The following is a 25255-nucleotide window of genomic DNA, read 5'->3' as shown; positions in this document are numbered from 1 at the left end:
TACCTTTTTGAAGTAAACATGCTTATGCTTATTTTTGAGAAAAGTACTTTCTTTTATGAAATATGAACAAATAAATAGCGGACTGTTTAAAAAGAATCGGGAAAAATTCATGGCTCAAATGAAGCCAAAGAGTATTGCGATTTTTAATTCCAACGACATCTACCCAATTAGCGCTGACAGCACCATGCCCTTTCAACAGCATAGAGATATTTTATACCTCAGTGGTGTAGATCAGGAAGAATCCATCCTTTTGCTTTTTCCAGATGCGATTGATAAAAAAAGCAGGGAGATATTATTTGTTAGGGAAACTAACGAACACATAGCAATCTGGGAAGGAGCGAAGTTAGATAAGGACCAGGCAACTGCCGTATCGGGTATAGAATCTGTACATTGGTTATCAGATTTTGACAAGGTATTTTTTGGTCTGATGACCGAAGCTGAATGTGTTTATTTTAATACCAATGAACACTATAGACAGTCTGTAGAGACTCAAACCAGGGAGGACCGTTTTATTTTAAAATGTAAGAATGATTTTCCAGCGCACCGTGTAGCAAAGAGCAATCCCATTTTACAACAGATAAGGGGCGTAAAGGAGGCTGAGGAAATTAAACTTATCCAGCTTGCGTGCGATATAACAGAAAAGGGTTTCCGTCGCGTATTAAATTTTTTGAAACCTGGTATTTGGGAGTATGAATTGGAAGCTGAATATCTTCACGAATTTATACGTAATCGTTCTAAAGGATTTGCTTATACTCCAATAATAGCTTCAGGCAATAATGCAAACGTTTTGCATTACATAGAAAACAACAATCAATGTAAAGATGGCGACCTAATCCTGATGGATGTAGGAGCTGAATATGCAAATTACGCAAGTGATATGACCCGGACCATTCCTGTAAATGGTAAATTTACTGATAGGCAGCGCCAGGTATATGAAGCGGTACTTCGGGTCAAAAATGAAGCTACGAATATGTTAGTCCCCGGGACTTTATGGGCAGACTATCATAAAGAGGTTGGCAAAATAATGACTTCTGAACTTGTTGGTTTGGGATTACTTGATAAAGCCGATATACAAAATGAGAATAAGGATTGGCCCGCTTATAAAAAATACTTCATGCACGGCACGAGTCACCATATGGGATTAGACACGCATGATTATGGAGAATTAAAAGCACCAATGAAATCGAATATGGTCTTTACTGTAGAGCCAGGGATTTATATTCCAGATGAGAAGATGGGTATCCGTTTGGAAGATGATGTAGTTATTACAGAAAAAGAAGCTCCATTTAATCTAATGCGAAATATCCCGATTGAAGTTGAAGAGATTGAAAATCTTATGAATAAGTAATGGAAAAAACTAGTTTCAGATTATCTCAAATAGGGGATAGCGATATGAACTAAAAACCGGAAGTTTTGGACAATCCTCTTTCCCTGATATTGGCAAAAATGAAAACAACCAAAGCAGGTAATACCCAGCCCATACTTAATTTACTAAGGGGAATCCATCTTGTAATGGATTCTATTTCATTGCCTAAACCAATACTTCCTAAAAAATCAGGGACACTAAAAAGGATAGTCGTGAATACAACCGTTCTGAAAACTTTTGGGGAACCAAATTTTTCAGGAATCACATTGAGGAGGATTAAAACAATTGTAATTGGATAAACAAACATTAGAATTGGCAATGCAATGGCGATGATATAATCTACATTAAATTGCCCCATTAACACTCCAAGAAAACAACTGATCAGAGCAGTAATCAAATATGCTTTGTTTGATTTTGGAAAACGCGATTTTACAAAATCTGCCGTACCTACTACAATTCCTACCGCAGTCGTAAAACAAGCCAGGCTTACTAATATGCCAAAAAATAAGTTAGCGTTAGAACCCAGAGTAATTTTACTTATTCCGGTGATAAGTGAAGTACGTGAAATTGCTGGATCAAAATGTCCATGCATCACCGCTCCTGTAAAAATTAATCCGGCATATATCATTATTAAACCAAATCCCGCCAGCCAACCGGCCCTGAAAATCAAAGCTTTTTTACTCTCATAAGAAGCTTCTTTATTCTTAAGGTTAATAGAAGTTATAATAACCCCTCCCACTACAATGGCACCGATAGCATCAAAGGTCTGGTAACCTTCCAAAATTCCTTCTATAACAGGATTGTTAAAAGTGTTCGTTCCAAAATCTAATGGGAATGAAAATAGTGTTATGCCCATAATAGATAAGAGGATTAGAATAATTGCAGGGGTTAAGTATTTCCCTATTATGTCCAATATTTTTGAGCGGTTCATAACAAAAATGAATACTAAAACAAAATATACAATACTTGTACTTAGACTGGAATTATCAAGTAAAGGAGCAATACCAATTTCGTGGGTGACGGAAGCCGTTCTTGGTGAAGGTAAGGATATTGATACACCATAAATAATAAAGCAAAAAATCAAGCTAAAAGAAGATGATACCTTAGAAGCAAAATCAAACATTGTTCCCTGCAGTTTGGCATGACCCAGTATTCCAAATATTGGGATTAAAACGGCTGAGACAGCAAACCCAAAAGCAACAAGCCACCATAATTCCCCGGCTTTAAATCCGAGTTGAGGAGGTAAAATAAGATTTCCTGCCCCAAAGAAAAGTGAGAAAAGCGCAAAAGCTGTTACCAGCGTCTCCTTTATTCTAATCATAGAATTTATAAAACGTGAAAGATAAATGAAAAAAGGACTAAATCTAAAACAAAATTCATCCTCATAAACTTACAATTGGTCGTAAAAAGAGACGTTCATCGAAAAAAGCATAAAATTTATAGGGGATACTCAATAAAATGCGAGGTAGATGCGTTCTGAAATTAAGTTATTTGAATTTTAAATCTCATTAACTTTTACTGAAAGTTTATTAATGCATATTAAGGATCCCCAAACCCTACCAATGCAGACCTAAAACCTACATTATGAAAAAAATATTTTGTAATATTTTTGGCCACCACTATTCCGTATCCAAGAAAGTAACCTTGCACATAAAAGAATATAAGTGTGTTCACTGTGGCAAAGAAGTCACAACAGATGTAAGCGGAAATCTTTCCGTTTTAACACCTGAACTTCAGGAGATCAATGATACCTTGGAAGACTTATACCAAAAAAGACATAGGACTACCCAACAAGTAGCTTAATTATGCTTTGGCAAATGAATTCCACCCCTGAGCGGTAAGTGGAATTTTAGAATTATTCCTGGATATTAAGTGTGCACCTTCATTCTTATCTGTTATGTGCCCCACAACAGTAAAGTTAGGATTGCCCTTTAATTCCGGGAATTTTTTTTGATCAATAGTGAACAACAACTCATAATCTTCCCCCCCGCTTAAAGCAACCAAAGTGCTATCCAGTTTAAATTCTTCACATGCTGAAATTACTGTTGGATCTAATGGAATTTTATCTTCATAAAGATTACATCCAACATCACTCTGTTTACACAAATGAAGAATTTCAGAAGAAAGCCCATCACTAATATCAATCATAGAGGTAGGTTGAATATTCAGTTTTTTTAATAACTCAACGATATCTTTTCTGGCCTCTGGCTTTAATTGCCGTTCAATAATATAACTATATACAGACAGATCTGGCTGATTATTTGGATTAACCTTAAATACTTCCTTTTCACGTTTTAAAACCTGCAACCCCATATATGCAGCTCCCAGGTCACCACTAACCACCAGGAGATCATTTGGTTTTGCTTCACTCCTATAAACAATATCTTCCTGGGCTGCCTCTCCTATTGCCGTGATACTTATGATCATTCCTGTAGTAGAAGAGGTAGTATCTCCCCCAACCAGATCTATTTTGTAAAGCTCACATGCCAGTGCAATACCCTTGTAGAATTCTTCCAAAGCCTCCAAAGGAAATCGATTGGAGACCGCTACAGACACAGTAATCTGAGTAGCTGTTGCATTCATCGCATAAATATCAGATAAATTAACTATTACAGCTTTATACCCCAAGTGTTTTAGCGGCATATAGCTGAGATCAAAATGAATACCCTCAATTAATAAATCTGTGGAGACAAGAGTCTTTCTGTCTGCTAGGTCAAGCACTGCGGCATCATCACCAATTCCCTTAATAGATGATTTATGTTGCAATTTAAAGTTCTTGGTCAGATGATCTATCAATCCAAATTCACCCAATTGTTCTAGTGAGGTTTTCTCCTGGTTCTTATCTTCAAGCATGGTACAAAAATAAGCGGATGCGAATAATATATTATCTTTATAGCGAAAAAGAATTATTATTTTTTGCCCAATGAAAAAAACACTCCTACTTTTCCCATGCCTGCTATTTCTGGCAGGTTGCTCTAATAGCGATGATTCTTCCGCTGATGATGGTGATTCCATGATGATGGATGATGATATTGTTGAAAACCCGCAAACAGGTTTTATGCCATGTAATAATGGTATGGCAGGTATTTATCCGTGTAATGGTTATGATTTTCTGGGTCGGATTTCCCTGGCAGATTTCAGTGCTTCTTCAGCAAATGACATTTGGGGTTGGACAGACATCACTACCGGGAAGGAATACGCTTTGGTTGGAGTGAATAATGGAACTGCTTTTGTTGATATAACGGATACTGAACAACTAATTTATCTTGGAAAATTACCTTCAGCAACTGTATCCAGTTCCTGGAGAGACATAAAAGTTTACCAGGACCATGCATTTATTGTCTCGGAGGCCGGCGGTCATGGGATGCAGGTTTTTGATTTAACCAAATTGAGAAATGTTGTGAATGCTCCGGAAACTTTTGTGGCAGATACCCGCTATACTGGTTTTGGAAATGCGCATAATATTGTTATCAATGAAGTAAGCGGATATGCGTATGCGGTTGGTACTGAAACTTTTAACGGAGGAGCACACTTCATTAATATTCAGGACCCCAAAAACCCTATCGCTGCAGGGGGTTATGGTGCCAACGGGTACTCGCATGATGCACAGGTTGTTAGCTATAATGGCCCTGACGCTGATTATACCGGACAGGAAATTTTCATAGGGGCGAATGAAAATCAAGTTGCTATTGTGGATATCACAGACAAAGATAATCCCATGCAGATCAGTACTTTTCAATACACTAATATAGGATATACACATCAGGGGTGGTTTTCTGAAGACCAACGCTATTTTATTTTGGGAGATGAATTAGATGAGATCCAACTTGGTTTTGATTCGCGTACCCTGGTCTTTGATCTTTCTGATCTTGACAATCCAATCTTACACACAACATATTTAGGAGAAACTGCTGCAATTGATCATAACGGCTATGTAAAAGGAGATATTTTTTATCTCGCAAATTATACTGCTGGGGTCCGAATTCTTGATATTTCAGGCATAGACGGGCAAAGTATTGTAGAAGAAGGTTTTTTTGATTCCTATCCGACTAATAACACTGCCGCTTTTGAAGGCGTATGGAGTGTTTATCCTTATTTTGAAAGTGAAAAGATTATTGTGAATGATATCAATTCCGGTCTCTTTGTTATTAAAAAGTCAAATTAGAATAGTTGTGAAAAACATTATAATAGTAGCCATAGCGCTGTTTTTCTTTTCATGTTCAGATGACGATTCTGTAATTAAGGATAACGGCTATGACCAGGCCGTGTTTTTGGGTGAGATTGATTGGGTAAAGAGTTTCGGCGGCACAGACGAAGAAACGGCACAATCAGTAATTCATACGAACGATGGCGGATATGCAATTCTCGGTTATTCAAAAAGTACCGATGGAGATCTTGCAGACAAGTCTATTCCAGTAAATGACTATTGGGTTTTAAAGTTAGACGAGGAAGGAGATGTAGCATGGAGTAATACTTATGGGGGTAGTAAGGATGACCGTGGGCAGTCAATAATCCAGACCTCAGATGGTGGCTATGCCGTTACGGGTTACGCCATGAGCGATGATGGGGATGGAAGTAAGAACGAAGGATTCCATGATAACTGGATTTTAAAACTGGATGAATCAGGGGTTATTGAATGGGAAAAAAGTTTTGGATTTTCGGGCCATGATCATTCATATGATTTATTACAAACTGCTGATGGAGGATTTTTCTTCGCAGGTTTTTTGGATATTACAGCCGCCCTTGACGATGGCACTTATTACAAGGGTGATTATCTTACCAGACATGGTGTGGGGGAATTTTGGGGAACCAAGATAGATGCCAATGGCAATTTAGAATGGAGGAGTTACTACGGAGGCACCAACAATGATAGAGCGCATGCGGTTATTGAAGCGGACGATGGGAGTTTTGTAATGGCAGGGTTTTCTGAAAGTGATGATTATGATATTTCAAATACCAAGGGCAGCTACGACTTTTGGGTGATTAAATTAACAGCTGCAGGCGAATTAATATGGGAGCGTTCCTTTGGTGGTTCGGGCATTGAAGTCGCTTATGATATTGCCAAAACATATGATGGGGGTTATGTGGTTACCGGGAACACGTTTAGCACTGATAAGGATATTTCGATAAATCATGGAGAATCTGATGTGTGGCTTATAAAAATAGATGATAACGGTAAGCTGTTATGGGAAAAAACCTTTGGAGGTTCGCAGTTCGATGCCGCCCAGGGGGTAAGTACTACATACGACGGTGGATTTATTATTACCGGAAATTCAAAAAGTATTGATGGGGATGCTGAAGAAAATCAGGGAGAAAACGACATTTGGCTCATAAAAACAGACCCTGATGGAAATTTGATCTGGCAGGGCACTTTTGGAGGGTCAAATCTGGATTATGGTTTTGATGCGGTTGAAAATCTTGATAAGAGTATACTTCTGGTTGGTGAAAGTTCCAGTGATGATTTCCCAAACCTCATAAATAAAGGACTTTCAGACCTTGTAATTATAAAAATCAAATAAAAATTATCGGTTAAAGGCTCACCTCAAAAGCCTGGCTATAATCATCCTTTTTTATCTATCCGTTTCACCTGTTTATCTAAAAGTCAATAGATAACCTCTATGGTTTTATACGTTATTATAATGTTAGTAATTATGATAAAACCCTAACTATACCCTATATTTGTAAACTATTTAGAATAATACCAAATAAGGATAAAAGATGATTAAAGTATCAGAAACAGCAAAACAGCGGGTTACCTTACTCATGACAGAGGAAGGTTTTGATGCTGAAAAGGATTTTGTTAGGGTTGGTGTGAAAAGTGGAGGTTGCAGCGGTTTATCCTATGAATTAAATTTTGACAATAAAGTTGATGAGGCCGATAAGGTTTTTGAAGATAATGCTGTACGCATCATAGTAGATAAGAAGAGTTTTCTCTATCTGGTGGGCACAACTCTGGAGTATTCCGGAGGGCTCAATGGTAAGGGATTCGTTTTTAATAATCCTAATGCACAGCGCACATGTGGCTGTGGTGAGAGTTTTTCATTATAAATATATGGGGTCCCTGTGAGGGATTTAGTGGCCTATGGCATATACCGAAGAAGAATTAAAAAAAGAACTGGAAACCAAAGAATATGAATATGGTTTCTATACCGATATTGAGTCTGACACCTTTCCAAAAGGGTTAAATGAAGATATTGTTATCGCTATTTCTAAAAAGAAGGAGGAACCGGAGTGGATGACTTCCTGGCGCCTGGAAGCTTTCCGTGCCTGGAAGGAAATGATAGAGCCCGAATGGGCTAATATCCACTATAAAAAACCTGATTTTCAAAATATTTCATATTATTCGGCACCTAATAAAAAACCGAAGTACGAAAGTTTAGACGAAGTAGATCCTGAATTATTGGATACATTTAAAAAACTGGGAATTTCCCTGGATGAACAGAAAAAACTTGCCGGTGTAGCAGTGGATATTGTTATGGATTCAGTTTCTGTTGCAACTACTTTCAAAAAAACACTGGCAGAAAAAGGAATTATCTTTTGCTCTATTTCCGAAGCAATAAAAGAACATCCGGAATTAGTTAAAAAGCACCTCGGTACTGTAGTACCACAAAAAGATAATTTCTATGCCGCCTTAAATTCTGCAGTATTCTCTGACGGATCTTTTTGTTACATCCCAAAAGGGGTAAGATGTCCTATGGAATTGTCGACTTATTTTAGAATAAATCAGGCTGGCACCGGACAATTTGAACGCACTCTGGTTATTGCTGATGAGGGAAGTTATGTGAGTTATCTGGAAGGTTGTACGGCACCATCGAGAGATGAAAACCAATTACACGCTGCCGTGGTGGAACTTATCGCACTGGATAATGCGGAAATAAAATATTCCACGGTTCAAAACTGGTTCCCTGGTGATAAAGAAGGTAAAGGAGGAGTATATAATTTTGTTACAAAAAGAGGGTTGTGTGAGAAAAACGCCAAGATTTCCTGGACACAGGTAGAAACCGGATCAGCTATTACCTGGAAGTACCCATCCTGTGTTTTAAAAGGAGATAATTCTATAGGTGAATTCTATTCCATCGCAGTAACAAATAATTATCAGCAGGCAGATACGGGAACTAAAATGATCCATTTAGGGAAAAACACCAAAAGCACCATTATTTCTAAAGGGATTTCCGCCGGGAAGTCACAAAACAGCTACAGAGGATTGGTACAGGTGAACAGCAGGGCCAAGAATGCCAGGAATTTTTCGCAATGTGACTCTTTGCTGATGGGAAATGACTGTGGGGCACATACTTTCCCATATATAGAAGTAAAGAATAAAACGGCACAGATTGAACACGAAGCCACTACCAGTAAAATAGGAGAAGATCAGATTTTTTATTGCAATCAGAGAGGAATAGAAACGGAAAAAGCTATTGCCCTAATTGTAAACGGTTTTAGCAAGGAAGTACTTAACAAACTTCCCATGGAATTTGCCGTTGAAGCCCAAAAATTATTGGAAATCAGCCTTGAAGGTTCAGTAGGTTAATTACTATGAAAAAATTTGAAACTTTGGCTAAGGAAAAGAGGGCTAAGGTATATTTGGAACATCAAAAGGACGACTTTAATAAAATGCCAAAAGCACCTGAATATTTAAACTAAAGAGAGTATGTTAAAAGTAAATAATCTGCACGCAGGTGTAGAAGGTAATGAAATATTAAACGGAATAAACCTGGAAGTAAAGGCAGGAGAGGTACATGCTATTATGGGCCCTAATGGTTCGGGGAAAAGCACCCTTGCCTCAGTAATTGCCGGAAAAGAAGAATTTGAAATTACAGAAGGGAATATAGAATTGGATGGTGTAGATCTGGAAGATACTTCTCCTGAAGAAAGAGCGCACAAAGGAATTTTTCTTTCGTTTCAGTACCCTGTTGAGATACCTGGGGTTTCCGTAACCAATTTTATGAAAACAGCAATAAATGAGTCCAGGAAAGCACGCGGATTAGAAGACATGCCTGCTAACCAAATGTTGAAACTTATCCGTGAGAAATCCGAGTTGCTGGAAATTGACAGAAAGTTTTTATCTCGCTCTTTAAATGAAGGATTTTCAGGTGGAGAAAAAAAACGAAATGAAATTTTTCAAATGGCAATGTTAGAACCAAAACTCGCTATTTTGGATGAAACAGATTCCGGTCTGGATATTGATGCCTTGCGAATTGTAGCCAATGGGGTGAATAAACTTAGGGGCAAAGACAACGCTATTATAGTTATTACTCATTACCAGCGATTGTTGGAATATATTATTCCAGATTTTGTACATGTTATACACGACGGTAAAATTGTAAAATCAGGCACCAAAGAATTAGCATTGGAATTGGAGGATAAGGGCTACGATTGGTTAAAAAATGAATCGGTTGTTTAATATTCAGTTGAATCAATTGATTATTTGAAAGCGAATTGTTTTATAATGACAATAAACAGAAAACAAAATTATGGATTTAAAGGATAAACTGGTTTCTTCGTTCCTGGCATTTGAGAACAATGTAGATGTGGATCATCCGGTTCATGATATACGCTCGGAGGCAATTAAGAACTTCGAACTTAAAGGTTTTCCTGACAGAAAACAGGAGGCCTGGAAATACACCTCTTTAAACAGTTTACAAAAGATAGATTTCAGCATCTTTCCAAAACAGATAAATGCCCTGGAATACAAGGATGTTAAGCGGTATTTTCTGCATGAGATAGATACTTATAAGATAGTATTCATTGATGGTGTATATAGTTCATTCCTTTCTGAAACCACACATGACGGGGTAGATATATGCCTTATGAGTGCCGCCCTGAGCAAACCAATGTATAAGCAGATAATAGATGTTTACTTTAATAAGGTAGCCTCAAAAGATGAATCACTAACAACACTAAATACAGCATTTAGTAAAGAGGGGGCTTATATTTATATCCCCAAAAATAAAATGCCCAAAAAGCCAATAGAAATATTGCATTTTGCCACGGGTAATGAAGCTGCATTGTTACTGCAACCGCGCAATTTAATTATTGCAGAAGAAAATGCCGAACTTCAGATTATTGAGCGGCATCAAAGTCTTACTTCCAATGAAGTATTAACAAATTGTGTTACTGAGATTTTTGCTGCAAAGAATGCTATTGTAGATTATTACAAAGTTCAAAACGACGTTAAAAATGCATCCTTAATAGATAATACCTACATTTCTCAAAAGAGCAATAGTGTAGTGAAAGTTCATACCTTTTCCTTTGGTGGAAAGTTAACCAGGAATAATCTTAATTATTACCAGAATGGAGAATATATTGATTCTACCATGAAAGGGGTAACTATACTCGGTGAAAAACAGCATGTAGATCATCATACCCTGGTACATCACAGAGAACCTAATTGCGAAAGCCATCAGGATTACAAAGGAATTTATGGAGAAAAGTCTATAGGGGTATTCAATGGCAAAATTATAGTGGATAAGATTGCTCAAAAGACCAATGCTTTTCAACAGAACAATAATATTTTGATAAGCGACAAGGCTACTATCAATACTAAACCACAACTGGAGATCTTTGCAGATGATGTAAAATGTTCTCATGGTTGCACTATTGGACAATTAGATGAAGAGGCACTCTTTTATCTGCAAACCAGAGGAATACCAAAAAAAGAAGCTGCGGCACTCTTGATGTATGCGTTTGCCAATAATGTGTTGGAAAGTGTTCGAATTCCTGAATTAAAAATGAGAATTAATAGGCTGATTGCCAAGAAATTAGGTGTTCAGCTGGGATTTGACCTTTAATATTTAGTTTAGCTATAAATAGCTCTGGTCTTATGATTATAACCAAATTGGATATTGAAACTATTCGCAAGGATTTTCCTATTCTCAAAAGGAAAGTTAATGGATATCCATTAGTTTACCTGGATAATGCGGCTACTTCACAGACACCAAAACAAGTCATAAATAGTATTGTAGATTATTATTCTCGTTATAATGCTAACATTCACAGAGGGGTGCATACCTTATCTCAGGAGGCTACAGATGCTTATGAAAATGCACGTATAAAGGTTCAAAAACATATAAATGCGGCCGAACCACATGAAATTATTTTTACTTCAGGAACTACAGACAGCATTAACCTGGTGGCTAATGGTTTTACATCATTTCTAAAAAAAGGAGATGAGATACTGGTATCTGCCATGGAACACCATTCCAATATAGTTCCTTGGCAAATGCTATGTGATCGAACAGGCGCTATCTTAAAAGTAATTCCAATGAACCATGAGGGCGACATCATTATGGAGGAATACAATAGGCTGCTTTCGAAGTGTACTAAATTGGTGGTTTGTAATCATGTGTCTAATGCTTTGGGCACAATAAATCCAATAGAACAAATTATTTTATTGGCACATAAAGTCGGAGCAGCAGTTCTTATTGATGGTGCTCAGGCAGCTCCCCATATTAAAATAGATGTTCAAAAGTTGAATGTTGATTTTTACACAATTTCTGCACATAAAATTTGTGGACCAACTGGGGTAGGTATTTTATATGGAAAGGAAGAATGGCTCACGAAATTACCACCATATCAGGGTGGAGGAGAGATGATAGCAGAGGTCACCTTTGAAAAAACAACTTATGCTAATCTGCCTCACAAGTTTGAGGCGGGGACTCCAAATATATGTGGTGGAATAGCTTTTGGAGCAGCGCTCGATTATATAAATTCTTTGGGTTACCGGGCAATAGCCAGTTATGAAAAAGAGCTCCTGGAATATGCCACTAAGGAACTTACTTCGATCAAGGGGCTAAAGATATACGGAACTTCCAGGCATAAAACATCAGTCATTTCCTTTAATCTAGAAGGCATTCATCCATATGACATAGGTACGATTCTGGATAAATTAGGAATCGCAGTAAGAACAGGGCATCACTGTGCGCAACCAATTATGGATTACTATAAGATTCCAGGAACTATTAGGGCAAGTTTTAGCTTTTATAATACTAAAGAGGAAGTGGACATTCTTGTGGAAGGAATAAAAAAGGCTAAGCAAATGCTAACCTAGACAGAGCGTGTTATCATTTTCCCAAACTGTTGAAAACCACTAATACTTATTGTATTTTAGCCGAAATCCTTTTTATGAGTATTGAAGAAATTCAAAATGAAATTGTAGAAGAGTTTTCCATGTTTGATGACTGGATGCAGCGCTATGAATATATGATAGAATTAGGGAAATCACTTCCATTAATTGAAGAGCAGTATAAAACAGAAGACAATATAATCAAAGGTTGCCAGAGTAAGGTTTGGGTGCATGCAGAACTGGAGGAGGACAAACTTGTTTTTACAGCCGATAGTGATGCTATTATTACTAAAGGTATTATTGCAATTTTAATTAGAGTCTTTAGTAATCAAAAACCGATAGATATTATAGGGGCAAATACAGATTTTATTGATAAAATAGGTCTTAAAGATCATTTATCTCCAACCCGGGCGAATGGGTTGGTAAGTATGATAAAGCAATTGAAATTATATGCCATTGCATACCAAACACAATTGAATTAAATAATTAATCCGATAGATATGAGTGAAGCAGCGGTAAATACGCGAGAACTTGGCGAGAAAATAGTGACTGTTCTCAAGACAATTTATGATCCTGAGATTCCAGTAGATATTTATGAATTGGGATTAATCTATGATGTTTTTGTCAATGAGGACAAGGATGTAAAAATATTGATGACGCTTACCTCACCCAACTGCCCAGTGGCCGAAACTTTGCCTGTTGAGGTAGAAGAAAGGGTAAAATCTCTGGATCTTGTTAAAGATGCGGAAGTTGAAATTACCTTTGATCCTCCCTGGACCCAGGATCTAATGAGCGAAGAAGCCAAACTGGAGTTGGGACTTCTTTAATTTAGTACTTAAAGTAAATCTTCTGAAGTATGTCTGAAATAGTTAATCGTGTAGCCCAAAGTAAACTGGTAACCCTTGATTTGGAAGAATACTATCCTCAAGGGAGCAGGTTACAAATAGACATAAAGGACTGGCTGTTTGAGAGTCTTATACTTAAAGAGAAGGAATTTAGGAACCAAATAGCTTCGCATAATTGGGAGCAATATAAAGATGCCTATGTCGCTCTTAACTGCTCTTCAGATGCCATAATACCAGGATGGGCTTTTATGCTAATCTCCACAAAATTGCAGCCCTATGTAAAGAAAGTGGTTTTAGGCTCTTTGGAAGATCTGGAAACAACTGTTTTTCAATCAATAATTGAAAATCTTGAAGTCTCCGACTTTAAAGATAAACCTGTAATAATTAAGGGCTGTAGCAATAAACCGATTCCACCAAATGCCTATCTATGGGCTACCATTAAGCTTCAACCAGTAGCTAAAAGTATCATGTATGGAGAGGCTTGTTCTTCCGTGCCTTTGTATAAAAGGAAATAGAATTCATTTATGTTAAATTTTCCCAATAATCCTTACATTTGCCCTTCTAAATAAAATCTAGACATTATGAAAAAAATATTGTTGATACTGGCTATGTTAGCCAGTACCGTATATTCCTTTTCACAAACTAAGGAGGAATTGCAAGCAGCGAAGGCCAGCAAAACTGACTCTATAGCCGCAATTCAAGGTAGGGCAGATGCTATTCAGGCTCAGATAGATGCGCTACCCGGATGGAAAGTTGGGGCATTTGGTACAATTGGAGGTAGTTTTTCCGGATTCAATAATTGGTATGCTCAAGAGACCCCTAATAATTCAGCAGGAACATTAGGGTTTACAGTTAATGGTTTTGCCAATAGGAACGAAAGTAAATACTTCTGGAGGAGTGCACTAACTCTAAATCTTAATTGGGTAAAATTTGATGATAAGGATGATCCTGATGATCGAGATGGCTTTAGACAGGCGACAGATATATTTAATATTTCATCATTATACGGACGAAAATTAAGCGAAAAATTTGCTATCTCAGGCCTTGTAGAATACAGAACTACCATTTTAAGTAACTTTAACGATCCGGGGTATCTGGATCTTGGTGTGGGTGCGACCTGGACTCCTGCTAAAGATCTTTTTATAGTGATCCATCCATTAAACTACAACTTTGTTTTTAGCAGTGGAGACTCAATTTTCGAGTCCTCTTTGGGAGCAAAGATCGTTGCTGATTACAGTAAAGACTTAGGTGCAATCAATTTTAAAACAAACCTGTCTATGTTCCAAAGTTATGAGAGTTCTAATTTGTCTAACTGGACCTGGACGAACTCCTTCAGTTATACCTTATGGAAAATGATAGGAATTGGATTTGATTTTGGTCTGAGGGATAATAAACAAGAGGCTCTTAACTATGCCCTTACTACATTAGGAGACCCAACTGCTACTTTTGATAATATCGATAACGACCTTCAGACATACTATACGATAGGGTTAAGCTATAAGTTTTAACACGGTCTGAATATTCACAACTAAAAAACCCCGGCAGATCTGTCGGGGTTTTTTAGTTAAGTAGGTTGGTAAAATTTGGTTTGTCAATTAGTATTTTGGTTAAGAGTCGATTTGGGGAATCGAGCACTTTAAATTAAGTTCAGGGTTAGATTTGGGGTTGAACACTATCACTTAATTACTACGTAAAGATAGGTTGAACAAACTTTTGATCATAAAATATGTTGTGAATCCATCTCTGAATGTTGTGAAAAATATGAGTGGTTTATTTACTTCGGTGAAATGCATTTTAAACTTTTAATGAAAGAATCTTACGGCATTAATTATTTAGACTTTTAGAGTATATAGACGAAAGTTTTTGATTGTTATTTCCAGGATATTAATACTCATACTATTAATAAACAAAAAAACCCCGGCGTTTCCGTCGGGGCTTTGTTAGAAAAGTAGGTTTGTAAAACTTGGTTTGTTAATCTAATACTTTGGTTAAGTGCCGATTTGGGTTTCGATCATCCCGATTAACATCGGGAAGAATAACACTTAAATTAAGTTATGCTTTGATTTGGGGTTAAACACTAACACTTAATTACAATGTAAATGTAGTTCGCTTCTTTAGAATTTCTAAATTATTGTTGTGAAGTAGAGTTATATTGTTGTGAAAAATACGAAGTGTATCAGTTGTCAGATGAATGACTTGATGCCTATGATTTGCAGAGGCATAATTCACTTACAATTTCAGATGGATAATCTAAAAAGTAATAGACTTTAATTAATATCCATCCAGGTGTTCAGGATAGAGGAAATTATTATAGGGGAATCGCGAAATATGTATTTCCCTTACCGCATTGTATACTTTTTTACGGAACTCCTCCAGATTCTCCTTTTTCAGAGCAGAAATAAAGATTGCATTTTCACCCAATTGTTGCATCCAGGTATGTTTCCATTCTTCAATTGTAAAGTGCTTAGAACTCCTTACCGTCACCAAATCATCATCTTCTAAAATTTCCTGCTCGTAAAGATCAATTTTGTTAAAGACCATTATTGTTTTCTTATCAGAAGAGTCAATCTCGTTCAATATTTGATTCACAGAATTAATATGATCTTCAAAATTCGGATGTGAAATATCTACGATATGAAGCAAAAGATCTGCTTCTCTAACCTCATCTAAGGTACTTTTAAAACTCTCTACTAATTGTGTAGGTAGTTTACGTATAAACCCAACGGTATCGCTTAACAAAAAGGGTAAATTTCCCAGCACCACTTTTCTAACAGTTGTGTCTAGCGTGGCAAACAATTTGTCTTCAGCAAAAACCTGACTTTTACTTATAACGTTCATAAGTGTTGATTTGCCTACATTGGTATACCCTACCAAGGCTACACGCACCAGGGCTCCACGGTTTCCGCGTTGGGTACCCATTTGGCGGTCAATTTTGGTTAATTTCTTTTTTAGAAGCGCTATTCTATCTCTGACTATCCGACGGTCTGTTTCAATTTCCGTTTCTCCAGGACCTCTCATTCCAATACCTCCTCTTTGCCTTTCAAGATGCGTCCATAATCCGGTCAGCCGAGGTAATAAATATTCATATTGCGCGAGCTCTACTTGTGTACGGGCATAGCTGGTTTTGGCTCTTTGTGCAAAAATGTCAAGTATTAATCCTGTTCTGTCCAGAATTTTACAACGCAGTATTTTCTCAATATTACGCTGCTGAACGGCTGAAAGCTCATCATCAAATATGACAGACCCAATTTCGTTTTCGTCTACATATGCCTCTATTTCCTGAATTTTACCACTGCCAATAAATGTTTTTGGGTTGGGTACATCGACTCGTTGAACAAAACGTTTCAATACTTCGCCGCCTGCTGTATAAGTAAGAAATTCCAGTTCATCAAGATATTCCTGTACTTTCTTTTCATTCTGCTGTCTGTTAATAACACCCACCAGAATTGCTTTTTCATATTCTGTATTCTGCTTCTCTAACATCTGATAAATTATAGTGCAAATCTAAGTAATTGGAACCAAGTGATTTTCGTAATTTTGGAAACCAAATAAAAAATTCATGATTTTTTCATTTCTGAAAAGAAATAAACTCAAAAATGTTCATACCATCGCCTTCTATAACCTGGAGAATCTTTTTGATGTAGGAGATGATCAAAATACACTTGATATAGATTTTACCCCAAAGGGAAAGAAAAAATGGACCAAAAGGCGGTATAAAAAGAAGTTACTCAAACTTGCCAATACCATTTCCAGAATAGGGATTAAATCCACTAACAAACCACCAGTACTTGTGGGTATAGCAGAGGTTGAGAACAAAGAGGTTATTAAGGACCTGATTTCCACCGGGGCTTTAAAAAATGAGGATTACGATTACGTTCATTATGATTCTCCGGATGAAAGAGGAATAGATACGGCTTTGGTATTTTTGAAATCGAATTTTAGGGTCTTACATTCGACACCTATTCCTTTGCTGATTTTCAATCCTGAAGGTGAAAGAGACACCACCAGAGACATACTCTATATTCACGGTGTTTTGAACGGAGAGGAAATTCATGTTTTTGTTAATCACTGGCCATCACGCAGAAATGGAGATGTAGAAACGGATTACAAAAGAATTAAAGCTGCCGAGACCATTAGGGATTATATGACTGGAATTGAAAAAAATTATTCAAATCCAAATTATATTGTCATGGGAGATTTTAATGATGGTCCGGATGCCCAGAGTGTTCAGACTTTGGTAGAATCTAAATTGCTGTACAATCCATTGGAAAAACTATGGACTCCGGAAAGAGGTAGTGCAAACTATAGAAGAACCTGGTCACTTTTTGATCAGATTCTGGTCTCTCATAGTTTTTTCAATTATGAAAAAGGCACCCATAGTTTTGCGCATGCTAATATTTTTGACGACCATCAGCTTAAAGAATGGGATGGCAAATATGCTGGAAACCCATTTAGAACGTATGTAGGGCAAAAGTATAAAGGAGGATACAGTGACCACTTCCCTGTTTATATTCAATTAAAATTCAATTAATACTGATTGGGGATATTTAAAAAAGAATTCTAAACATGAATGATTTCATCCTCCCGCAACAACTGCTCATTTCGCAATCTTAGAAAGACTTGTGCTAAAGTGATAACATCTAATTCACAATAAGCTACAATGCGATCCAAATCACCTTCTTCATAATAAACAGCTCTGACCATACTACCATCAATATCTTCTTTGGGAGAGGGAATACCCAGAACATTGGCCATAAGTTTTAAGGAGGTGTAATGCTTGAAATCTCCAAATTTCCATAGCTCCATTGTATCTAAATGAGGCACTTCCCAGGGTTTTTTACCAAAAAGATCTAACTTATATGGGAGTGACATTCCCTTAATAATTAATCTGCGCGCTATATACGGAAAATCAAATTCCTTACCATTATGTGCACAAAGCAGGTTTTTTGGACGGCTATAATGTTCGTTTAGCAATCGTATAAAGTCTTTTAAAATCTTTACTTCATCACCCTTAAATGTAGTAACCCTGAAATTACGAACATCATCTTTAAATGAAAAATACCCTACTGAGATACATATTATTTTACCAAATTCTGCCCATATCCCTGCCCTTTCATAAAATTCTTCAGCAGTCAACTCATCTTTGCGTTGATACTGTGATTTGTGTTCCCATAGCTCTTTCTTGTAATCATCTAATTGAGCATATTCGGCTACTTCAGGAACAGTTTCGATGTCTAAAAAAAGGATATGTTCAAGATTTAGTTTCTGTATCATCCCAAATAACTATTAAATTAACTTCAATTTCAAATTGAATACACCCTTATATAAAATTGTTGCTCTTTGGTTCTATTCAACTAAAGATAACAACAATATTCAGAACCTGTAATCCTTCCTTGCTTAGCAGTTTGATCCAAGATAGGAGTTGTTATTGCAAAATGGTTGCAGTTCATCGAATTACAATCCCAACATTCAATAAAAAGAACATAAAAACGTTTTAATATCCCTAAATAGTATTACAAATCATTATTGATATGAAACCGCAATTCTATATAAATGTTACTAAAAAGCTGCTTTCACTGGCTTTTGTATTTTCTCTTTGTTTTGTTGTATCCTGCACTAATGATGACTCAGACAATGAAGGTGATTTGGATATTATTACACCAGGGGAAGAGAATGTTTTAGGTGTTTCGCAAGACATCAAAGCAGATGACGCAATTTCCAATAATTAATTTTAACCGTAACCCCAATCCTGACTGTAAATCATATTGGTAATCAACTTGCTTTTACTGTTATCCTCAACCTACTAGATATTATGTATCTTTAAAAAAAAAGCTGCATGAAATTTTATAGGTTCCGGTGGGTTCTCCACCTCTGTATTATTGGTATACTTTTTCTGAGTTGTGCCAATGACGACAACCAATCCGATATGGTTTCTGAAGTTCAAATGCCCAATTACACGGTAATAGGGGAGAATTTTCAAAGTGTTTTTCAGTTTAACTACGATGGAACTCTTGATGAAGGTGAGTTATTCAACCTAACGACAGAAAGCAATATTAACAGAGAGTACCTTACTTTGAGACAGGTTTCAGACCTTCTCACTTTTTTCAGCTATGCAGCCAGCAGTTTTTCTGCAGTACAAAGAAATTATGTAACTGGGCAGAGTACTTTTCTAAATGAGTTTTATACCATATCAAATGATAGATCAGTTATCTGGGGAGCTAATTCGGAAAATAAACTTTTTCTGGGATATTTCAGCCCTGTAGGATCTGCAAATTATGGAATAAGGACTATTAATCTGGCTACTGATCAGGAGATAGATTTAATTGTGGAATTTAACGTAAATGATGTTTTTGAACCTTTATATTATGATGACCGGCTATTAATTACTTTTCTGGATCAGCAGTCCAACTATAAACTTTCTGTCTTAGATACTGAAAGTAATGATTTAATAAGAACTTTTGATTTTGGAAAATCGGTACCAAGTATTTTGATTAATAAAGAAGGAGAGTTGATTATTATCAGTGGGAATTCGGCGTCTGATTATGAATTAACGCTTTATGATTTACGGACCTTGGAAGTAATACAGGAAGACCTCTTCTCAATAAACAGGTATTTCTTTGCCGGGCCTATTCAGTCTGAGGCCAGTATCGTAAATGAGAAACTATATTATCTCAATCTTTATGCACAGCCTTCCAATATCCCTTTTGGGCCGGCCACTTATGATTTTATTACAAAAGAAAATAGAGTAATTGATATGCCGTCCATTGTACAACAAGTTCAGGATGAGGTTGGATTGGATATTGAACTTACAGCTTTTGACTATAATGAAATAAGCAATACATTTCTCATGGGTTACGCCAAGTTAGTAGATGAAGAAATCCTGGAAGGCGGAATAATTGTTATTTCCGAAGAAGGTGGGTTATTGAGAAACACTAATTTGGAATTTGCACCGACTCGTTTTGTTGAAAATTAAAAAAGTAGGGAACCAACTATCTGGTTTGTTTAATAATCATTGCAATAAACCCTTTTTTTTACTTAAGTAGATAATAGGAATAAAATCTACGACAAAAATCCTATTAGCACCAATTTCGATTTTGGAATTATGCTTATACAAACCAACTGGTTTGGAGAATTAGAATAAGGATTGTTGCCTGGAGGGACTCTCGTGGTTTAACAGCCATTTTTTGCGGTGCAAACCACCGGCATAACCTGTTAATGAACCATCAGAACCAATTACCCTGTGGCAGGGGATAATTATCCATAAAGGGTTTTTTCCATTAGCTGAAGCAACCGCGCGAATAGCTTTTACATCACCAAGTTTCTTTGAAAGTTCCAAATAAGACATGGTTTTTCCGTAAGGTATTTCTAATAATGAGGTCCAAACCTTTTTTTGAAATTCGGTACCTTCCGGATTTATCAAGAGGTTAAAATTCTGTCGTTCACCTTTAAAGTACTCATTTAGTTGATATGACGCATCCACGAGGACTTCAGGGATTATTTTGCTTTCGGATTCATCTCTTTCGAGCACGGTAACAGAGGTAAGCCCATTTTCATCTCCTTCAAGTTTTGCACTCCCCAAAGGGGTACTAATATATGCAGTAGCCATTTTTTATTCAATTATACCCGTTTTTTTAGCTCTGTCTTCCCACTTTTTCCTGGCCAGATGCTGCAAATCTTCAACATTATCGCTTTCATCCATTATTTCGAGCCCTAATAAGGTTTCTATGACATCCTCCATGGTAACTAGCCCACTAACGGAGCCATATTCATCGACAACCAGAGCAATATGCTCTCTTTTCGCAATCAAAGTTTCAAATAGTTGTGGTATAGGGGTATTCCTTTTAGTAACTAACAAGTCCCTTTTAATTTCTGATAAAGGAATATCTCCGTTTTCATGGATAATCTCTTCTAAAACATTGTCTTTAAGAACATAACCGGTAATTATGTCTACGCTCTCGCCATATATAGGAATCCTCGAGAACCGTAGTTTTGGGTTTTCCTCAAAAAAGTCTTTGATAGACATAGATTCTTCGGCTAACTTCATGACAGCACGAGGTGTCATGACGTCCTTTGCATAGATTTCATCAAATTTCAGAAGATTTTTAATCACTTTCGATTCTGATTCCTGAAAAACACCTTCTTCATGAGCAATATCTGCCATTGCAGTGAAATCTTCTCTGCTCAGGACACTGCCATGAACTTCTTTTTTACCAATAAGTCGCGTAAATAACTGAAGCACCCATAGTAAGCCGGTCCATTTTAAGGCCAGAACCATTATTCTTAGAGCCTTTGCTGTAAAATTGGCTAGTTTTTTCCAATAGGTAGCACCAATTGTTTTTGGTATGATCTCTGAGAGTACAAGTATTAGTATCGTCATGATCGTAGATACAACTCCTACCATGACTTCTTCAGTATATGCGATACCAAAAAGGCTACGGGTAGTGCTCCCATATATTTCCTGATATGCTACCTTAGCCTGAACGCCTACCAGTATTGCACCAACAGTATGTGCAATTGTATTTAGCGTAAGGATAGCTATAAGTGGTTGGTCCACATCTTTTTTCAATTCTTCCAGTGTAACAGCATAATGCTTCCCTTCTTTTTTCTTAACATTAATAAAAGTTGGCGTTACACTTAATAAAACTGCTTCTAAAATGGAACACAAAAAAGAAAAAAAGATAGACACAGAAGCATAAAAAAGTAATAATTCCATAAATATTGATTAGAACACTAAAATACTAATAATATGATTTACTATTTTGATTATTTATTGATGCCCCTCATCCTCATAAAACAACTGATGTAATTGTGTTCGGATATTCAACTCGTATAAATTTCGATTGTCGCGAGTGGGGTAAACCCTATTAGATAAGAAAATAAATACCAATTGGTTTATTGGGTCGGCCCATATAAAGGTTCCTGTAAAACCGCTATGTCCAAAGCTATCCATGCTTGCATCCATCGCCGGATAGGCCTCGGATATGGGCAATTCCCTATTATTTAGGAGGGGCTTGTCAAAACCAAGACCACGCCTGTTGTCATTCTCAGAATACTGTACTTTTGTAAATTCTTTTAGGGTAGCTTCGGAAAGATACCTGTGGCCATCATAAATACCGTAATTCTGATACATCTGCATTAATATAAACAGGTCTCTGGCTGTCCCAAAAAGGCCTGCATTACCAGAGATTCCTCCCATAAGAGCGGCATTTTCATCGTGAACCCAACCTTTTACAATACCTTTCCTGAAAACAGTATCCATTTCGGTTGGGACAATAGCATTAGGATATTTCTTTGTTTTGGGCTTAAACCCAAGTGTAGCAGCCCCCATTGGCAGATAGAAGTTTTTTTGTAAGTAATACTCGTAAGACTCGCCGCTAAGTTGTGAAACGAGCTGCGGAAATATTAAAAATGCCAGCCCGGAATATAGATAAATTTTATCTTCACTCACCTTGGATCTATTAATTTTCCTGTGCATTTTTGAAATAAACTTATTTTTTACATAAAGATTCTCATAAGCCTGATTTTGAAATCTTGGCGAAGGCTCGGAATGGACAAATTTTCGTTTTGTTCGCCCATTTTTTTGAACTTCATTTAGAAAAACTATATAAGGCTTCAATCCAGCCTGATGTGAAAGTATCTCGCGAAGGCTTAGTTCATTTTTGTTTTTTATATGTTTCCAGGGTTTCCAATAGCGACTAAAAGGCATATCCAGATCAAGTTTTCCTTCGTCATATAGTTTCATTAAAGCAAGCAAGGGGCCTGTAATTTTTGTTACTGATGCAAGGTCATAGATGGCATTCAGGGCTACTGGTTGAATACTGTCGTAAGTATAAAAACCATAAGTTTTATGAAATATGATTTCACCTTTTTTCGCAACTAAAATCTGGGCACCGGGAAAAGCTTGGCTCTTTATGCCATTAATAATAATAGAATCAACTTTATGGTCCGTTTCCTCTGAAATCAGATCTATTGGTATAAACCTATTAGTTATTTGGTCGAATTGATTGCCAGAATTTTCTCTAGAACTATCCTGTGCATAAGACAAAAAAGATAATATACCAAATAGTATTAAAAAATAAAATTGATAATAAGATATAGGAAATCTTCCCATAGAACTATGGTAAAGTGAGGCTAGTAAGATTACTAGCCCATTAGTTTTACTGCTTCTCTTGCAAAATAGCTGGCAATGATATCTGCACCGGCCCGTTTTATTGAGATCAATTGTTCCATCATAACGGCATCATGATCCAGCCAACCTTTTTCTGCGGCAGCCTTAAGCATTGAATATTCTCCCGAAACCTGGTATACTGCCACGGGCACTTCTACTTCATCTTTTATTTCTCTTACAATGTCCAGATAACAAATTCCCGGTTTTACCATAATAATGTCAGCACCCTCGTCAACATCCATATGGGCTTCTTTAATAGCTTCTATCCTATTGGCCGGATCCATCTGGTAGGTCTGCTTATCTGCAGGAACATTGGCCTTGTCTACAGGAGCTGATTCCAAAGCATCACGGAATGGGCCATAAAATCCACTTGCATACTTGGCGCAATAAGACATGATTCCTGTATTGGTTAATTCCTCATCCTCCAAAGCTTCTCTGATAATTTGTATCCTACCGTCCATCATATCGCTGGGAGCTACAAAGTCTGCACCTGCCTCTGCATGTGAAATACTCATTTGTGCCAATATCTCACTTGTCTCATCATTAAGAATCTGGCCATTAGCCACAATTCCATCATGCCCATATGATGAATAAGGGTCAAGTGCAACATCTGTCATAACCAGCATATCAGGACAAGCGCTTTTTACCGAGTTAATTGCACGCTGCATTAAACCATGTTCATTTAGAGCTTCTGTTCCTTTATTATCCTTTAGTGATTCGGGCACTTTTACAAAAAGCAGAACAGCACATAGGCCCATTTTCCAGAGTTCTTTTACTTCTTTACCCAAGTTATCTAGGCTCAATCTATAATAATTGGGCATTGAAGGAATTTCTTCCTTAATTCCATGGCCTTCAACAACAAATAATGGAACTAAAAAATCACTAGGGGTTAAAATTGTTTCACGAACCAAATGTCTGACCGCATTGTTTGCTCGTAATCTTCTATTTCTTCGAAGTGGATACATTGGTTTTATTTTAAGTTAAAGGTAACAGAAATGAATATATTCTAAATAATAATCTCACCTTTTAAATATGGAACCGCCCTCCCTGCAATTTTAACCCGTTTGTCAAGGAATTCGCAATAAATATCACCCCCTCTTTTAGATAACTGTTTGGCTGCAAGCTCAGATTTCCCGAGAACCTTAGACCAATAGGGTATTAGGCTGGTATGGGCTGAACCGGTAACAGGATCTTCATTGACTCCGCATTGGGGAGCAAAAAAACGCGATACAAAATCTACACTCTCTCCAGGGGCGGAAACAATTACCCCTCGGGCATCTAGTTGATTAAGAAGAAAGAAATTTGGGTTCAATTGTTCAATGTCTTTCTGTGAATTATAAATAAGGAGATAGTCGGTCTTTCCTTTTAGCGTGCACACCGGAGTCTTACCAATTGCTTCGACAAGAGCCTGGATTGGTTTTATAGATTTAATTTCATCTGTAGGGAAGTCCAGTATTAATAATTCATTTTCACCTTTTTCTACCAACAGTTTTCCGCTTCTAGGCGAAAAAAATTCAATATAAGAGTCATTCAGATTATAATTGTTAAATAGGACGAAAGCAGTTGCCAATGTTGCATGCCCGCACAAATCTACTTCCAACTCAGGTGTAAACCATCTAATAATATATTGAGAACCTTCTTTAACGGCAAAGGCGGTTTCAGCAAGATTATTTTCCATGGCAATTTTTTGCATTATGCTATCTTCTATCCAGTTTTCCAAGATGCAAACAGCAGCAGGATTACCGGAATATAACCGATCTGTAAAGGCATCTATTTGAAATATTTTTTGTAGCATTTTTAGAGGGCTTGGCTTC

At 36.9% G+C, this 25255-nt stretch carries 25 protein-coding genes; 16 read left to right on the top strand and 9 right to left on the bottom strand.

Features of this window, described 5'->3' with window-relative positions; genetic code table 11:
* Positions 1-55 precede the first annotated feature (55 nt).
* Entirely contained in the window at positions 56-1348 is a 1293-nt protein-coding gene (locus ABJH90_RS14770; protein WP_348140678.1) for an aminopeptidase P family protein, read from the top strand.
* Positions 1349-1397: 49 nt separating this feature from the next.
* On the opposite strand, the gene brnQ is transcribed toward ABJH90_RS14770, so the two are convergent.
* Complete coding sequence (gene brnQ, locus ABJH90_RS14765; RefSeq protein ID WP_348140676.1) at positions 1398-2687, bottom strand: branched-chain amino acid transport system II carrier protein; 1290 nt, start codon at positions 2685-2687, stop codon at positions 1398-1400.
* 263 nt (positions 2688-2950) lie between these two features.
* Between brnQ and ABJH90_RS14760 the strand changes: the two genes are divergently transcribed.
* Positions 2951-3169: a hypothetical protein gene (locus tag ABJH90_RS14760; protein WP_297796787.1), complete on the top strand. Its 219-nt coding sequence runs from the start codon at positions 2951-2953 to the stop codon at positions 3167-3169.
* Here the strand turns inward: ABJH90_RS14760 and thiL are convergent, their stop codons facing one another.
* Positions 3170-4219: a thiamine-phosphate kinase gene (thiL, locus tag ABJH90_RS14755; protein ID WP_348140674.1), complete on the bottom strand. Its 1050-nt coding sequence runs from the start codon at positions 4217-4219 to the stop codon at positions 3170-3172.
* A 70-nt stretch (positions 4220-4289) separates the two neighbouring features.
* On the opposite strand from thiL, the gene ABJH90_RS14750 reads away from it, so the two are divergent.
* The 11 genes from ABJH90_RS14750 to ABJH90_RS14700 all read left to right on the top strand — a co-directional run bounded on the left by ABJH90_RS14750 (position 4290) and on the right by ABJH90_RS14700 (position 14781).
* Complete coding sequence (locus ABJH90_RS14750) at positions 4290-5531, top strand: choice-of-anchor B family protein (RefSeq protein WP_348140672.1); 1242 nt, start codon at positions 4290-4292, stop codon at positions 5529-5531.
* A gap of 7 nt (positions 5532-5538) precedes the next feature.
* Positions 5539-6885, top strand: a complete 1347-nt coding sequence (locus tag ABJH90_RS14745; RefSeq protein WP_348140670.1) for a hypothetical protein — start codon at positions 5539-5541, stop codon at positions 6883-6885.
* A gap of 199 nt (positions 6886-7084) precedes the next feature.
* Complete coding sequence (locus ABJH90_RS14740) at positions 7085-7414, top strand: iron-sulfur cluster assembly accessory protein (RefSeq protein ID WP_297704416.1); 330 nt, start codon at positions 7085-7087, stop codon at positions 7412-7414.
* 34 nt (positions 7415-7448) lie between these two features.
* Positions 7449-8894: a Fe-S cluster assembly protein SufB gene (sufB, locus tag ABJH90_RS14735; RefSeq protein WP_348140668.1), complete on the top strand. Its 1446-nt coding sequence runs from the start codon at positions 7449-7451 to the stop codon at positions 8892-8894.
* Positions 8895-9014: 120 nt separating this feature from the next.
* The gene (gene sufC, locus ABJH90_RS14730; RefSeq protein ID WP_348140666.1) at positions 9015-9767 is read left to right on the top strand and encodes a Fe-S cluster assembly ATPase SufC; all 753 of its coding nucleotides are present in this window, start codon (positions 9015-9017) and stop codon (positions 9765-9767) included.
* Positions 9768-9837: 70 nt separating this feature from the next.
* The gene (sufD, locus tag ABJH90_RS14725; RefSeq protein WP_348140664.1) at positions 9838-11154 is read left to right on the top strand and encodes a Fe-S cluster assembly protein SufD; all 1317 of its coding nucleotides are present in this window, start codon (positions 9838-9840) and stop codon (positions 11152-11154) included.
* 32 nt (positions 11155-11186) lie between these two features.
* The gene (locus tag ABJH90_RS14720) at positions 11187-12413 is read left to right on the top strand and encodes a cysteine desulfurase (protein ID WP_348140662.1); all 1227 of its coding nucleotides are present in this window, start codon (positions 11187-11189) and stop codon (positions 12411-12413) included.
* A 74-nt stretch (positions 12414-12487) separates the two neighbouring features.
* A complete protein-coding gene (locus ABJH90_RS14715) occupies positions 12488-12910 on the top strand; it encodes a SufE family protein (RefSeq protein ID WP_348140660.1) in 423 nt (140 codons plus the stop codon).
* 18 nt (positions 12911-12928) lie between these two features.
* Positions 12929-13255, top strand: a complete 327-nt coding sequence (locus tag ABJH90_RS14710) for a DUF59 domain-containing protein (protein ID WP_348140658.1) — start codon at positions 12929-12931, stop codon at positions 13253-13255.
* Between the two features lie 29 nt (positions 13256-13284).
* Positions 13285-13788 (top strand): DUF2480 family protein, encoded by a 504-nt coding sequence (locus ABJH90_RS14705; protein WP_348140656.1) that lies wholly within the window; start codon positions 13285-13287, stop codon positions 13786-13788.
* 66 nt (positions 13789-13854) lie between these two features.
* Positions 13855-14781 (top strand): DUF3078 domain-containing protein, encoded by a 927-nt coding sequence (locus tag ABJH90_RS14700; RefSeq protein ID WP_348140654.1) that lies wholly within the window; start codon positions 13855-13857, stop codon positions 14779-14781.
* Between the two features lie 763 nt (positions 14782-15544).
* Here ABJH90_RS14700 and hflX read toward each other — a convergent pair.
* Positions 15545-16756 (bottom strand): GTPase HflX, encoded by a 1212-nt coding sequence (hflX, locus tag ABJH90_RS14695; RefSeq protein ID WP_348140652.1) that lies wholly within the window; start codon positions 16754-16756, stop codon positions 15545-15547.
* 76 nt (positions 16757-16832) lie between these two features.
* On the opposite strand from hflX, the gene ABJH90_RS14690 reads away from it, so the two are divergent.
* On the top strand, positions 16833-17804 hold the full coding sequence (locus ABJH90_RS14690) for an endonuclease/exonuclease/phosphatase family protein (RefSeq protein WP_348140650.1): 972 nt from the start codon (positions 16833-16835) through the stop codon (positions 17802-17804).
* 29 nt (positions 17805-17833) lie between these two features.
* Here the strand turns inward: ABJH90_RS14690 and ABJH90_RS14685 are convergent, their stop codons facing one another.
* Positions 17834-18547, bottom strand: coding sequence for a 3'-5' exonuclease (locus tag ABJH90_RS14685; RefSeq protein ID WP_348140648.1), 714 nt, complete (start codon positions 18545-18547; stop codon positions 17834-17836).
* A gap of 257 nt (positions 18548-18804) precedes the next feature.
* Between ABJH90_RS14685 and ABJH90_RS14680 the strand changes: the two genes are divergently transcribed.
* Both ABJH90_RS14680 and ABJH90_RS14675 read left to right on the top strand, forming a co-directional pair.
* Positions 18805-19002, top strand: a complete 198-nt coding sequence (locus ABJH90_RS14680) for a hypothetical protein (RefSeq protein WP_348140646.1) — start codon at positions 18805-18807, stop codon at positions 19000-19002.
* 107 nt (positions 19003-19109) lie between these two features.
* Positions 19110-20246, top strand: coding sequence for a hypothetical protein (locus ABJH90_RS14675; protein ID WP_348140644.1), 1137 nt, complete (start codon positions 19110-19112; stop codon positions 20244-20246).
* A 159-nt stretch (positions 20247-20405) separates the two neighbouring features.
* On the opposite strand, the gene ABJH90_RS14670 is transcribed toward ABJH90_RS14675, so the two are convergent.
* Genes ABJH90_RS14670 through ABJH90_RS14650 form a run of 5 tightly spaced genes read right to left on the bottom strand, consistent with a single transcriptional unit; the run spans position 20406 to position 25236 of the window.
* Positions 20406-20879, bottom strand: coding sequence for a methylated-DNA--[protein]-cysteine S-methyltransferase (locus ABJH90_RS14670; RefSeq protein WP_348140642.1), 474 nt, complete (start codon positions 20877-20879; stop codon positions 20406-20408).
* A 3-nt stretch (positions 20880-20882) separates the two neighbouring features.
* Positions 20883-21986 (bottom strand): hemolysin family protein, encoded by a 1104-nt coding sequence (locus ABJH90_RS14665; protein ID WP_348140640.1) that lies wholly within the window; start codon positions 21984-21986, stop codon positions 20883-20885.
* A 54-nt stretch (positions 21987-22040) separates the two neighbouring features.
* Positions 22041-23384: a serine hydrolase gene (locus ABJH90_RS14660; RefSeq protein WP_348140639.1), complete on the bottom strand. Its 1344-nt coding sequence runs from the start codon at positions 23382-23384 to the stop codon at positions 22041-22043.
* Positions 23385-23416: 32 nt separating this feature from the next.
* Complete coding sequence (gene hemB / locus ABJH90_RS14655; RefSeq protein ID WP_348140637.1) at positions 23417-24406, bottom strand: porphobilinogen synthase; 990 nt, start codon at positions 24404-24406, stop codon at positions 23417-23419.
* Positions 24407-24447: 41 nt separating this feature from the next.
* Positions 24448-25236 carry a PhzF family phenazine biosynthesis protein gene (locus ABJH90_RS14650; protein WP_348140635.1) on the bottom strand — a complete coding sequence of 263 codons (789 nt, stop codon included), beginning with the start codon at positions 25234-25236 and terminating at the stop codon, positions 24448-24450.
* Positions 25237-25255 lie beyond the last annotated feature (19 nt).

Origin of the sequence: Eudoraea sp., from assembly GCF_039969275.1 — a bacterium.
Lineage (GTDB): Bacteria > Bacteroidota > Bacteroidia > Flavobacteriales > Flavobacteriaceae > Eudoraea.
Note: the sequence above shows the minus strand (reverse complement) of the source record. Positions and strands in the feature narration are given on the sequence as shown.